The organism is Mucilaginibacter rubeus, assembly GCF_003286415.2.
GTDB lineage: Bacteria > Bacteroidota > Bacteroidia > Sphingobacteriales > Sphingobacteriaceae > Mucilaginibacter > Mucilaginibacter rubeus_A.
In genome coordinates this window covers 4,116,680-4,130,137 of the sequence record NZ_CP043450.1, presented here as the reverse complement: position 1 = coordinate 4,130,137, position 13,458 = coordinate 4,116,680, and the positions used below count along the sequence as shown (strand labels likewise).

Annotated in this window: 7 protein-coding genes; 6 read left to right on the top strand and 1 reads right to left on the bottom strand. The window is 45.1% G+C overall.

The window, feature by feature from the left end; translation table 11 throughout:
- The first annotated feature begins 5 nt into the window (after positions 1–5).
- The 6 genes from DEO27_RS16165 (at position 6) to DEO27_RS16140 (ending at position 12,568) form a co-directional block, all read left to right on the top strand.
- Complete coding sequence (locus DEO27_RS16165) at positions 6–1,502, top strand: RagB/SusD family nutrient uptake outer membrane protein (protein ID WP_112568059.1); 1,497 nt, start codon at positions 6–8, stop codon at positions 1,500–1,502.
- A gap of 301 nt (positions 1,503–1,803) precedes the next feature.
- Positions 1,804–4,446, top strand: a complete 2,643-nt coding sequence (locus DEO27_RS16160) for an alpha-L-rhamnosidase (RefSeq protein ID WP_223817966.1) — start codon at positions 1,804–1,806, stop codon at positions 4,444–4,446.
- Positions 4,447–4,460: 14 nt separating this feature from the next.
- Positions 4,461–5,621, top strand: a complete 1,161-nt coding sequence (locus DEO27_RS16155) for an acyltransferase family protein (RefSeq protein WP_112568063.1) — start codon at positions 4,461–4,463, stop codon at positions 5,619–5,621.
- Positions 5,622–5,642: 21 nt separating this feature from the next.
- Entirely contained in the window at positions 5,643–7,910 is a 2,268-nt protein-coding gene (locus tag DEO27_RS16150; RefSeq protein WP_112568065.1) for a beta-N-acetylhexosaminidase, read from the top strand.
- A gap of 172 nt (positions 7,911–8,082) precedes the next feature.
- Positions 8,083–10,389 (top strand): glycoside hydrolase family 3 N-terminal domain-containing protein, encoded by a 2,307-nt coding sequence (locus DEO27_RS16145; protein WP_112568067.1) that lies wholly within the window; start codon positions 8,083–8,085, stop codon positions 10,387–10,389.
- 4 nt (positions 10,390–10,393) lie between these two features.
- Positions 10,394–12,568: a GH92 family glycosyl hydrolase gene (locus tag DEO27_RS16140; protein ID WP_112568161.1), complete on the top strand. Its 2,175-nt coding sequence runs from the start codon at positions 10,394–10,396 to the stop codon at positions 12,566–12,568.
- 121 nt (positions 12,569–12,689) lie between these two features.
- Here DEO27_RS16140 and DEO27_RS16135 read toward each other — a convergent pair whose 3' ends face one another.
- Positions 12,690–13,457, bottom strand: a complete 768-nt coding sequence (locus DEO27_RS16135) for a VOC family protein (protein WP_223817965.1) — start codon at positions 13,455–13,457, stop codon at positions 12,690–12,692.
- Between the last annotated feature and the right edge of the window lies 1 nt (position 13,458).

Here is a 13,458-nt window from a genome sequence, read left to right as displayed (position 1 = left end):
AAAACATGAAAAAAAGCATATACCTTTTTCTTACCCTGGCAGCTGTTGGTTTTTACGGCTGTAAAAAAGACTACCTGAACCTGCAACCTACGGATACACAGAACAGCGCCAACTTTTATAAATCAAAAGCGCAGTTTGTACAGGCTATAAATGGCGCTTACGAACCGCTTCAGGGACTATATACGGGCTCGTTCTGGGCGTTGGGCGAAATGCGGTCTGATAATACATCATACGAGTTTGACCCTTATGACCGTTCGGGTACCAGTAAAGAGGAACTGGATGAGTTTCGCGAATTAAATAATAATGATATTGTAGAAACCTACTTTAATACCTCATATACGGATATCGGCAGGTGCAACGTGATCCTTAACCGTTTGCCACTTGCCAAGCTCGATGCCGCAACTACGGATACTATTGGCGGGCAGGCTTTGTTTTTACGTGCATTCAATTACTTTAACCTGGTACGTATGTTTGGTGATGTACCGCTGGTGCTTACCGAGCCAAAATCTGTAGGGGATGCTTACAATCTGGCTACTAAGTCACCGGCCGCATCGGTTTATATGCAGATTATTGCTGATGCTCAGGCTGCCATTACTAAATTGCCTTTAAAATATGAGAATACATCGGATAAAGGCAGGGTTACCAAAGGCACCGCCGAAACCATGCTTGCCGAAGTATACATGACCCAGAAAAAATTTGATCTGGCTATTCCACTTTTACGTAGTGTGATATCATCAGGCGTTTACAGTTTGAACGCTAATTATGCGGACAACTTCAATCTAAGTAAGGAAAATGGCCCCGAATCGATCTTTGAAATTCAATACATCGAAGGTCCCAATGGTTTGGGTAGCGATTTTATCGACACATTTATCCCCTGGGATTATTATGATGAAGATGTTACAGGTTATTCTATTGATAACAATGCCCAAAACGGATGGAATATCCCCACCCAGGACCTGGTGAATGCCTTTGAAGATGGTGATGAAAGAAAAGACGCGTCGCTTATTGATTTCACTTCGGACGAGTATGGTATCGATTTACCTTTCATAAAGAAATATACGGGGCCCAAAACAGCAGTTAAAGGTGTTACGCCTAACAACTTTCCGGTTTACCGCTATGCTGATGTTTACCTGATGCTGGCCGAATGTTTAAATGAACAAGGTTTTGCAGGCGGCGGGGACGCTTTTAAATATCTTAACCTGGTTAGGGAACGTGCTGGTTTAGAGGATAAAACAATGGGTAACTCAAACGCAGATCTGAATGTTTCCAGCCAGGAGGAGTTTCGTGCGGCTATAGCGCATGAGCGCCAGGTTGAGCTTGCTTTTGAAAACCATCGCTGGTTTGATTTGCTTCGCACAGGTAAAGCTACCGAGGTGATGAAAGCTCATGCCGTTAGCGAAAGGGCATATAAAAATAGTTCATGGCAAATTAATTCAGCAGCATATAACAATATTCGCCTGTTGTTCCAATACCCTTTAAACGAGGGCAACCTTGAGCACTGATAATGTTACATGGCCCGGTCAAAACTTTTACCGGGCCATATTACGTTTATAATGTGTATTGCAATGATCACATCATTTTTAAGGCCTGCTTAATAAAAATTAGTGTTGCATATCAAAACAATATCGCTGTTAAAGTATATTTAATAGCATGAACTATTAAACCCAAAAAGGTATGTGTAAAAAGGTATGCACACGCATCACTATATTGCTTTTTTTGTATCTGCCGATAATTGCACAAGCGCAAAAAGCGCCGCCGGTTCCCCCACCGTTCCGGGTTGATAACCTGATTTGTGAATACAAAATGAATCCCATCTCCATAGACCAGGCTACACCCCGCCTCGGCTGGAAACTCATAACGCGCGACCGGAATGTACAGCAGGTTGCTTATGAAGTAAGGGTGGGCACTAATGCGGTATCGTTACTTAAAGGCAAAGAACTGCTCTGGACTTCAGGTAAGGTTGCCTCAGGCGAATCGCTTCATGTTTATTATGCTGGCCCGGCGCTTGCCTCACGTCAAAAAGTTTACTGGCAGGTGCGTATCTGGAACAACAGGCAGCAGGTTACCCCCTGGAGCATGGTTAACTCCTGGAAAATGGGCTTGCTTAAACCTGCCGATTGGAGCGCCAAATGGATTGAAGATAACTACCTGTCGGATACTACAGGCGGCCCAAGCCCTATGTTCCGGAAAACATTTAAGCTTGATCATAAAGTACGTGCCGCTCATTTATACATCACAGCACACGGCCTTTACGAGGCACAATTCAACGGAAAACGGATCGGTACAGACTACTTCGGACCGGGATGGACGAGCTATAATAAACGCCTGCAATACCAGGTTTACGATGTAACTGCCGATTTGCTGAAAGGCGATAATGCCGTTGGGGTTACCCTGGGCGATGGCTGGTACCGCGGCTACACTTACAACCGCAGAAAAAATGTTTATGGTACCAAGCTCGGTTTGTTGTTTCAGTTAGAGGTTGTGTACACCAATGGCAAACGGGTACTCATTAATTCCGACAAAACATGGAAAGTGGCTTATGGGCCAATCCGCTCGTCATCGTTTTTTGATGGCGAGGTTTACGATGCCCGTAAGGAGAAGAAAGGCTGGTCGACCATTGCTTACAAAGATCTGAACTGGGATTCGGTGCGTACGATTGATACCGTTAAAGATAATTTAGTGGCAACCCTTGGCCCGCCGGTGCGCAAGCACGAAATGTTTAAGCCGCTTAAGGTATTTACTACCCCTGCAGGTGAGCACGTGGTTGACTTTGGCCAGAACCTGGTGGGCTGGGTACAATTTAAATTGAAGGCCAAGGCAGGCGATACCATAAAACTATTTCATGCCGAAGTGTTGGATCAGAAAGGTAACTTCTATACCAAAAACTTGCGTACAGCCAAACAGGAGAATGTTTACGTCTTCAAGGGGGATAGTGTGGAAACCTTCGAGCCGCATTTTACCTTTCAGGGCTTTAGATACCTGAAGATAGAAGGATATAACGGACAACTGGATTCAACAAACGTAGCTGCTTTTGCCTTATATTCAGATATGGCGCAAACTGGCATGTTCTCAACGTCCAATCCGCTTATTAACCAGTTACAGCATAATATTCAATGGGGACAAAAAGGTAATTTTATTGATGTGCCTACCGACTGCCCGCAACGCGACGAAAGGATGGGCTGGACAGGTGATGCCCAGGCGTTTTGTCGCACTGCAACCTTTAATATGGATGTGGCCGGATTTTTTACCAAATGGCTAAAGGACCTTGCTGCAGATCAACATAAAAATGGGGCTGTGCCTTACGTTATTCCCGATATGCTGGATAGCGCATCAGCAGCAGCTTCGGGTTGGAGCGATGTGGCAACAATTGCTCCCTGGAATATTTACCTGGCTTATGGCGATAAGCAGGTTTTAGAAAATCAATATCCAAGTATGACAGCCTGGGTGGGGTACATTACCCGCCATACCCGTAATGGTTTATGGGACACAGGTAATCACTTTGGCGACTGGCTGTTTTACGCGGGTACCGACTATGCTGATGGCGCCGCCCTTACCGATAAAAATCTGATAGCCCAGGCATTTTATGCTTACTCAACCCAACTGGTTATCAATGCGGCTACCATATTGGGTAAGCTGGATGATGTTAAAAAATACACCGATTTGCTGGCAGATGTTAAAAAGGCTTTCCTGGCAGAATATGTTACGCCTAACGGCCGCATGATCTCCGGCACGCAGACATCTTATGTACTGGCATTGAACTTTGATCTGCTGCCCGAAAATCTGCGCGAATCTGCAGCTAAAAGGCTGGTGAACAATATTGAGGATTATGACGAGCACATTACAACAGGCTTTTTAGGCACACCCTACATCTGCCACGTGTTAAGTCGTTTCGGTCACACCGATATCGCCTATGACCTGTTGATGAAGGAGTCATACCCCTCATGGCTTTATCCCGTAAAAAACGGGGCAACTACAATTTGGGAACGCTGGGATGGTATAAAACCCAACGGTACCTTTGAAGATCCGGAAATGAACTCTTTTAACCACTATGCCTATGGTGCCATAGGCGATTGGATGTACCGCGTTATAGCAGGTATCAACACCGATGAGGGTTCGCCGGGTTTTCATAAAATCAATATCTTCCCGCATCCGGGAGGTAAATTAACCAATGCCAACGCCGAGCTGGAAACCCTTTACGGAAAGGTAAAATCGGCATGGAGTATTGATAACGGCATTTTTACCCTTGATGTTATTGTGCCGCCAAATACCACGGCTACTATAACTTTGCCGGCAGTTGACGGGCCGGTTACCGAAGGTAATATCGATATTAACAGCAATAAGGATATTGCCAACATCAAACCTGTTGGCGGCGATATGCAGATGGACATTGGTTCGGGCACTTACCAATTTAAATACATCTTAAAAACACATAAAAAGAATAGCTAACAGGATAATAACATATGGCAGCTTCGGTAATCAATCAGCAGGAACCACTTAAAAATACTGGCGCCGCAAAGGCGAGCCGTCCAAGGCTGTTGTCGCTTGATTTTTTCAGGGGTTTTACTGTAGCCGCCATGATCCTGGTAAATGATCCCGGCGATTGGGGACATATTTACTGGCCACTTGAACATTCCAAATGGAATGGCTGTACCCCGACGGATCTTGTGTTCCCTTTTTTCCTTTTTATGGTGGGCGTATCCATCGTGTACGCCATGGAAAGCAAAAAGGCTGACACAGTTAACCATAACAAATTGCTCTTATCAATATTACGGCGTACGCTAATTATCATGGCCCTTGGCGTTTGCTTACCCCTGATAAACGATTTTCAATTCGCGCATCTGCGTTTTCCCGGTGTGTTGCAGCGCATCGGGCTCGTATTTGGCATAACTGCCTTGCTCTACGTTAAAACAGGTATCCGTACGCAGGTAATTATCGCTGTAAGCTGTCTTATCGGCTATTACCTATTAATGACCCTGGTACCTGTACCGGGTTTCGGAACGCCAAACCTCGAACCTGCGACTAATTTAGGAGCCTGGATAGACAGAGCGGTTTTTACCGAAAATCACCTTTGGGGTTCATCCAAAACCTGGGATCCGGAAGGCTTGCTGGGAACTATCCCATCTGTTGCCACCTGCCTGCTGGGTGTATTTACCGGTACCTGGCTTAAAACAGGAAAATTTAAAACCAGTGCTGAGCTGTTTAAAATGATGGGTGTGGGTATTTTGTTGATAGCGCTTGCCTTAATTTGGAATACTTTTTTCCCTATAAACAAACAACTGTGGACAAGCTCGTTCGTGCTGCTTACTGCAGGTTTAGCTATTAATATCCTTGCGCTTTCATACTGGTTTATTGATATTAAAGGGAATAAAGCTTTACTGTCGCCATTTTTGGCTTTTGGCCGTAATGCCATTGCTGCTTATGTTTTGGCCGATATCATTCCTGCTTTAATAGCTGCTATTCCGGTGCAGAAAACTAATTTATGGTCGTTTACCTACAATAATCTGTTCGTGCCGTATCTTTCGCCCGAAAACGCCTCACTGGCCGGAGCCATCCTGACCGTGCTGATCATATTTATCCCGGTTTGGATCCTTTATAAAAAGAATATCACCGTTAAGGTATAACCTCATTCATTGTCTGCCGAAATGAAGAAAACACCATCTCTGAAATATATTTTACTATTCGCTTCACTGCTTTTATCGGTAACAACAAAAGCGCAGTTTCATATTATTCCGCAGCCTGTGAGTTTAAAAGCAGGTAAAGGGAGTTTTATACTGAGCAAGAATGCTGTAATTGGGGTTAATAAAGAAACCGAACCGGTAGGTAAATACCTTCAGGATTATCTTAATCAAAACTACGGTCTGCAAACAACGGTGAAGGTATTTGAAAAGATCCCTGTCAAAACAGCTATCAGGTTAAACAATGTTTGGTCTAATGCCGAGAGCGCTTACACCATGAATGTAAGTCCTGCATCTGTAAGCATTAGCGGCAGTGGCGCCGGCGTTTTTTATGGAGTTCAAACGCTGATTCAATTATTACCGACAGATAAAGCGCCTACTTTAAAAGTAGCTGCCTGTAGCATTGCCGATCAGCCGCGCTTTGGCTGGCGGGGCTTAAGCTTGGATGTAAGTCGCCATTTTTTTACGGTTGATGAAGTGAAAAAGTACATTGATGTAATGGCGCATTATAAGCTCAATACCTTTCACTGGCATTTAACCGATGATGAAGGCTGGCGCATCCAGATTGATAAATATCCACGCCTTACCGAAGTGGGTTCAAGGATTAGTTACTACGCCAAACGCGGTGAATTTCGTAAACTGGACAACCTGATAGATGACGGTCGCGACGGTTTTTATACCAAGGACGAAATTCGTGATGTGATCAAATACGCGCAGGACAGGTTTGTAACCATTTTGCCCGAAATAGAAATGCCGGGGCACAGCGAGGCTGCTATTTTTGCTTACCCGCAGTTGGGCTGTCAGGACTCGACAGGTGCCAAGCACCGGGTACGGATGCTGGACCCAAGCGAGTACACCTTCAAATTTATGGAGGATGTATTGACTGAGGTAATCGGGTTATTCCCGAACCAGCACGTACATATCGGTGGTGACGAGGCCGAGATGGTTGACTGGCTGAAAAGCCCCACTGCCGTTGCCCTCATGAAACGGGAGCATCTGAAAAGTGAAAAAGAGGTACAAAGTTATTTCATCAAGCGAATAGAGAAATTTCTGCTGTCAAAAAATAAACGCCTGGTAGGCTGGGATGAGATCCTTCAGGGTGGCCTTGCCGAATCGGCCACGGTAATGAGCTGGCAGGGCGAGGCTGGCGGCATTGCCGCTGCCAAGATGCGCCACCACGTAGTAATGACGCCCTTACCCTACATGTATTTTGATGCCCCGCAGGCCAATGAAGATCTGGAGCCAATAGGCTGGAACCCGCCGGTGACATGGCAAATGGTGTACAATTATGAGCCGCAATCAAAAGAGCTTACCAACGCCGAAGCTGAATACATTTTAGGGGCACAGGGCAATATCTGGAATGAAAAGGTACCCAATGCACAACACCTGCAGTACATGGTTTACCCACGCGCCCTTGCCGTGGCTGAACTCACCTGGAGCCCCAAAAATGAAAAGAACCTTGATCGCTTTGGCTGGAAAATGAAAAACCAGTACGGCTTGTTTAAGCTATGGAATTTTAATGCCCGCCTGCCTGATATTGATGGCGTAGATAACATCATCACCAATAAAAGCAGGTTTAAATTAACGCTGAATTACCCGTTGACGGGAGCTAAAGTTCGTTATGCGCTAAATGGTAAAATGCCGGACGCTAATAGTGCCGCTGTGGCGTTTCCAGTTAATATTAATGTGCCTTTGAAAGACAGCATTGGCCTGAGAACATTTACTACCTGGACGCTGAATGATCAGCATATCCGTCAAACGGCCAATATCAAACGGGTAACCATCAAACCATCCCGCGAAAAAGTGGCTAACCTTAAACCGGGAATGTTCTACGAGATTTTTAAAACTAAAGAACACGATATAGATAAGTTGACAAGTGAAAAGCCAACGGAAACAGGAGAAACAAGCCTGATTGTACCGGTGAGGCCATTAGGCGAAGGATTTATCAATTGGGTGAAAATTAAGGGGTTTATCAAGATAACCAAGGAAGCGGATTATGAATTAACTACCGGGTTTGAGGTTAGTCCCGCTTTGTTTTTGGATGACGAGCCGGTAATAAAAATGGGGTTAAATACCTATGTTGAACCGCAAAAAGCTTTACTGCACCTAAAAAAAGGTGTTTACGCATTAAGCGGATATTATATTGCTGATAAGGCCAATGAAAATCAAACCCTGATAGCATTAAAGATTGCGGGAGGAGAGAAGCTTTATCCGAAGTTTTATTTGATGCATTAGAATGTTCAAATTTAAATTCCCCTCTTGAGAGGGGGCGCGGAGGAAAAGTGTGATAGCAGGGGTGTGTTATGCGATTGATTTGTTAAAGCAGAAACACACCCCTACACCTCTCTCAAGAGGGGAGTCGCGCAATCCCCCATTGTGGGTTAATAAACTACCAAACCATACACCTATGCAAAAGAAATTATACTTGCTTACCGCGTTCGCTTTTGTAATTAACGTTGCCGGGGCACAGGTTTACAAAGATCCCAAAGCGCCTGTAATCGAGCGCGTGAAGGATTTGCTGGGACGCATGACTTTGGAGGAAAAAGTGGGTCAGATGAGTATGAATTCGTTAAAAGGCTCTATGCAAAACCCAATTGCGTACGGCGTTTGTGAAAGCCCGTTTACCAATATCAATGATATAGCATCACTCTCAATTGCTGCCAAAAAATACGCTAAGGAAAAAACAAGACTCGGTATCCCACCCATCCAGATAGGCGAGTGCCTGCATGGCCAACTGGCGGCCGGCGCTACTATTTTTCCGCAGTCCATAGCACAAGGCAGCACCTGGAACCCTGCATTGATCGAGAAAATGGCTTCGGTAATCGCTTATGAAGCCTCCTCATCGGGCGTTGACCAGGCACTTTCACCCTTGTTTGATTTAATTCGCGACCCACGTTACGGCCGAAACGAAGAATGTTACGCCGAAGACCCTTACCTCGTAAGCAAAATGGGTACTTCCTTTGTAATAGGTATGCAGGGTGATCCCTCCCAAACCATAAATGGTATAGGCAAAGATAAGGTGATGTGTACAGCTAAGCATTTCGCGGCTTACAGCATCCCGGTGGCCGGCATTAACCTGGCCCCGGCATCGGTAGGGGAACGAGAATTAAGGTCGATGTTTTTACCGCCTTTTAAAGACGCTGTGCAAAAGGCAAATATCTATGCCATAATGCCCGCCTACAATGAGATTGACGGCGTGCCTGCACATGCCAGTCATTTCCTGCTGCAAACTATCTTAAAGCAGGAGTGGGGTTTTGAGGGTTATGTGTTTTCGGATTATGAAGGGCTCAAACATCTGTATACCTTTCACCATATCGCTAAAGATGCTGAAGGTGCCGCGCCCATAGGCCTGAGTGCAGGTGTTGATCTGGAAGCACCAAGCTCAGATGTTTATGGCAAATTGATCGGTTTGGTAAAAGAAGGTAAAGTGAGAGAAGCACAGATCGACAGCGCTGTTGCCCGTATCCTCACTATAAAATTTAAAGCAGGCTTGTTTGAAAAGGCATTGCCTGATACTTCGGCATTAAAAAAACGGGTGCATACGCCGGATCACGTTGCATTATCACAACAAATAGCCGAAGAATCGATCATTCTCCTTAAGAACGATAAACAGCTCTTGCCACTGCATATGAATAGCCTGAAATCGCTGGCTGTGATTGGCCCCAATGCCAATCAGGTTCAGTATGGTGATTACAGCTCCACTCGCGATAGCCGGTCGGGCACAACCGTGCTTAATGGTATTAAGCAATTAGTTGGCAGCAAGGTAAAGATCAACTATGCAAAAGGTTGTGCGCTTTCCGGCTCCGATAAAAGCGGTTTTGCAGATGCCGTCGCAGCCGCAAAAAATAGCGACGCTGTGGTTGTTGTTTTGGGCACAACAAGCGTTGTGTTTTCTGGCGTAGGCTGGAATGGCCACGCACCAGAGAGCGAGCCTAAAGACCCTTTCACCTGCGGCGAAGGTTATGATGTTACCGATGTTAACCCTGATGGCGTACAGCGTGAACTGCTACAGGCCGTTTATAAAACCGGTAAACCCGTGATATTGGTGCTGGTACATGGTCGCCCACAAAGCATCAAATGGGAAAAGGAAAATATCCCAGCCATTGTGGAAACATGGTATCCGGGTGAGCGAGGCGGTAATGCCATTGCCAATGTACTGTTTGGTAAAGTAAATCCATCGGGCAGGCTTACGGTGTCCATACCTCAATCAACGGGCCATATCCCGGTATTTTATAATCATGTAGCATCCAATAAAGGTTTTTATCACAATCCGGGTTCGCCCAAAAAACCAGGGCAGGACTATGTTTTCTCCTCGCCCGATGTATTGTTTCCTTTTGGTTATGGATTAAGCTATACGTCATTTAAATACAGCAATATGCAGGTATCCGCTTCGTCATTCACTAAGAATGAAGTTGTGACTGTATCGGTAGATGTAACTAATAGTGGTGGTATCGTGGGTAAAGAGGTGGTGCAGATGTATCTCGGCAATAAGGTAAATTCAGTAACAACACCGGTGATGGTCCTCAAGGGTTTTGACAAGATCAGCCTTAAACCCGGCGAAACCCGGACAGTAGAGTTTAAGGTAAAACCTGAAGATATTTCCATCTGGAATAACAATATGAAACAAGTGACTGAATCCGGGACATTTGATGTAATGATAGCCCGTTCGGCCGAGGATGTGGTGCTCAAAAAAACAATCGAATACAAGGAATAAGTGTATGAAAAAGCTGGTAGGTGTTTTAATGCTGTTGATTTCGGTTGTAGTTGCCAATGCTCAATACGGCAAATACGTAAATACGTTTATTGGCACATCCGCAACCGGGCATACCTTTCCGGGCGCTACGGTGCCATTTGGCATGGTACAGCTCAGTCCCGAAACCGGTAATTTCGGCTGGAACTATTGTTCAGGTTACCGCTATGAAGATACCGTGATCACAGGTTTTGCGCACACCCATCTAAGCGGTACAGGAGGTGTTGATTTGGGCGATGTACTGTTTTTTCCATTTCAGGGCAAAGATCCGCAGAAGTTTCAAAGCAGGTTTTCTCATCAGCAGGAAAAAGCTTCTCCAGGTTACTATGAGGTAATTTTGAGCGATAACAATATCAAGTCTCAGCTAACGGCTTCCGCACATACTGGTTTGCATAGGTATACTTTTAATAAAGCCGGTAAAGCCCACCTGCTTGTTGATATGCAAAGCGGACTGGTGGAGAGCGCCGAGCAACTGGCCGAGCATGTATCAGAAGGAGAGATTACTGTCGACAGCAAAACTGCTATAAGCGGCTATGCCTTTTCGAGCCAGTGGGTTGATAAGCAGGTATATTTCAATGCCATTTTTAACCGCCCGTTTACCGGTCACCATTTTATCGACGGAGAAAACAAACGCCGTTTGGTGCTTGATTTCGACCTGAAACCCGGCGAAGCTGTAGAAGCTAAAGTTGGCATTTCGGGAGTAAGTATTGCCGGCGCACGTAAAAACCTGCTGGCCGAAACACAATACAAAACATTTGAACAGGTAAAAACCGAGGCGAGTCAGGCCTGGGAACGAAATTTTGCTAAGCTTAAAGCTGAAGGCAGTGAAACAGAGAAGACCGCTTTTTATACGAGCCTGTACCATGCACTTATCCAACCCAATAATATTGCCGATGTTGACGGACAGTATCGCGGAGCCGATAGCCTGGTGCACCATTCGGCCGATAAAGTGTTTTATTCCACCTTCTCGCTTTGGGATACTTACCGGGCGGCTCATCCATTGTATACCATTATTTGCCCGGACAGAGATGGGCAAATGGTTGAAAGCATGCTGCAGCACAATGCTATTGCCGGCATGCTGCCCATCTGGACACTTTGGGGCAAGGAAAGCTACGCTATGATTGGCAACCATGCCATACCTGTAATTGTAGATGCCGCCCTGAAAGGTATTAAAGGCTTTGATAGGCAAAAGGCCTTTGAGGCAATCAAAAACACGCTCACGCATAACAAAAATCCTAAGTACGATTGGCGCCTGTACATGCATTACGGTTACCTACCATCAGATACCGTACGGCGTGAAGCCGTTTCCCGTACTTTGGAAGCCGCTTATGATGATTGGTGTGCCGCTCAACTGGCCAAAGTGCTAAATAAACAAAGCGACTATAATTATTTCATTAAACGGTCGCGGTTTTATAATAACCTGTTTGATAAAAGTACCCGGTTGATGCGCGGCCGCAACTCAAACGGCGAATGGGTACGGCCCTTTGCCAACCTTGATAGTGGTCAACTGGCCATAGGGGGCGACTATACCGAAGGCAACGCCTGGCAATACACCTGGCAGGTGCAGCATGATATTCCGGGCCTAATCAAATTGATGGGAGGTAAAAAGTCGTTTTCGAGCAAGCTTGATTCATTATTTTCAATGGATTCGAAGGTGTTTGGCAAAGGATCAACGCTTGATGTTACCGGGTTGATAGGGCAGTACGCTCATGGAAACGAACCTAATCATCATGTAGCTTATTTATATACGCTTGCAGGTAATCCAGCCAAAACGCAGGACCTGGTAAGGCAAATTGCTGATCAATTTTATATAAATAAACCCGATGGCCTTTCGGGCAACGATGATTGCGGACAGATGTCGGCCTGGTATATTTTTACGGCGATGGGTTTTTACCCGGTAAACCCGGCAGATGGTCGTTACGTTTTTGGCGCGCCATTGCTTGATAAAGTGAGTATCGCTTTGGCGGGTGGTAAAAGCTTTATGATAGAAGCCAGAGGATTATCGAAGGAGAATGAGTATGTGCAAAGTATCAGCTTAAACGGCAAGCCTTATATTAAAGCATACATTACCCACAAGGATATTATGAAGGGCGGGAAACTGGTATTTATAATGGGAAGCAAGGCGAAAGAGCCAGTGTATTAAAAAAAATTGTCTGAATCAGAATTTACAGAATTTTTAAATTAACAGAATTAGCCTCATTCAGATATTTGAGTATTTCTATTCTGAAAATTCTTAAATTCTGTAAATTCTGATTCAGACAGTCTTATTCCTTTGTCTGGTAATTCAGCATCCAGTTAATACCATACTTATCCGTAAACTCTGCGAAGTACGCTCCAAAGAACATATCCCGCAACGGCATGCTTACCTTTCCTTCGGCCGAAAGTTCATTGAACAGGCGTTCTGTTTCCTCGCGGCTTTCGGGTTCCACGTTGATATGCATATTATTACCGGTATGCAGTTTAAAACCCATGCTTTCCGGCGCGTCTGTCGCCATAAGTACATGCCCTCCCATAATGGTAAGCTCCGCATGTATGATCAGCTTTTTATCGGCTTCGTTCATCTGAACCTCGGGAGGCAGCTCTATATCACTAAAACGGGTAAGCTTTTTGCCGGTAAATTCGCCTTTAAAAACCTCTTTGTAAAACATGAAAGCTTCTTCGGTATTACCCGGAAAGTTTAGATAAGTGGTGACCCTTGCGGCGTTGCTTGTTTTGAGTTCTTTCCTGATCTTGAAAGCGGTGCTCAGGTAATGATCCAGGTTGCTTAAACCGGCGGTGAAACCTTCCTGGAAGCCCATACCAACAATAGTTTGCATATCCTCTACTTTATCAAAATAGATATCGATGTTAACGGTGGTATGTTCACCCTCGCCGGTAAAATTTTTTTCCCAGTTCATGACGGGGAAGTTGGTGTTTGTTACACCGTTTTCGTCACAAAATGAAACCGCGTTGGCTATTTTTTCAGGAACTACAATAGTTTTGAATTCTTCCTTACACCATGTTGGATGTTCCGTATGTTCAGGGCCAATCATC

Bases quoted from the DNA above. Each gene is read 5' to 3' on its own strand.
- DEO27_RS16145 (WP_112568067.1), top strand. From the start codon at position 8,083: ATGCAAAAGAAATTATACTTGCTTACCGCGTTCGCTTTTGTAATTAAC.
- DEO27_RS16150 (WP_112568065.1), top strand. From the start codon at position 5,643: ATGAAGAAAACACCATCTCTGAAATATATTTTACTATTCGCTTCACTG.
- DEO27_RS16140 (WP_112568161.1), top strand. From the start codon at position 10,394: ATGAAAAAGCTGGTAGGTGTTTTAATGCTGTTGATTTCGGTTGTAGTT.
- DEO27_RS16135 (WP_223817965.1), bottom strand. From the start codon at position 13,457: ATGATTGGCCCTGAACATACGGAACATCCAACATGGTGTAAGGAAGAA.
- DEO27_RS16160 (WP_223817966.1), top strand. From the start codon at position 1,804: ATGAATCCCATCTCCATAGACCAGGCTACACCCCGCCTCGGCTGGAAA.
- DEO27_RS16165 (WP_112568059.1), top strand. From the start codon at position 6: ATGAAAAAAAGCATATACCTTTTTCTTACCCTGGCAGCTGTTGGTTTT.
- DEO27_RS16155 (WP_112568063.1), top strand. From the start codon at position 4,461: ATGGCAGCTTCGGTAATCAATCAGCAGGAACCACTTAAAAATACTGGC.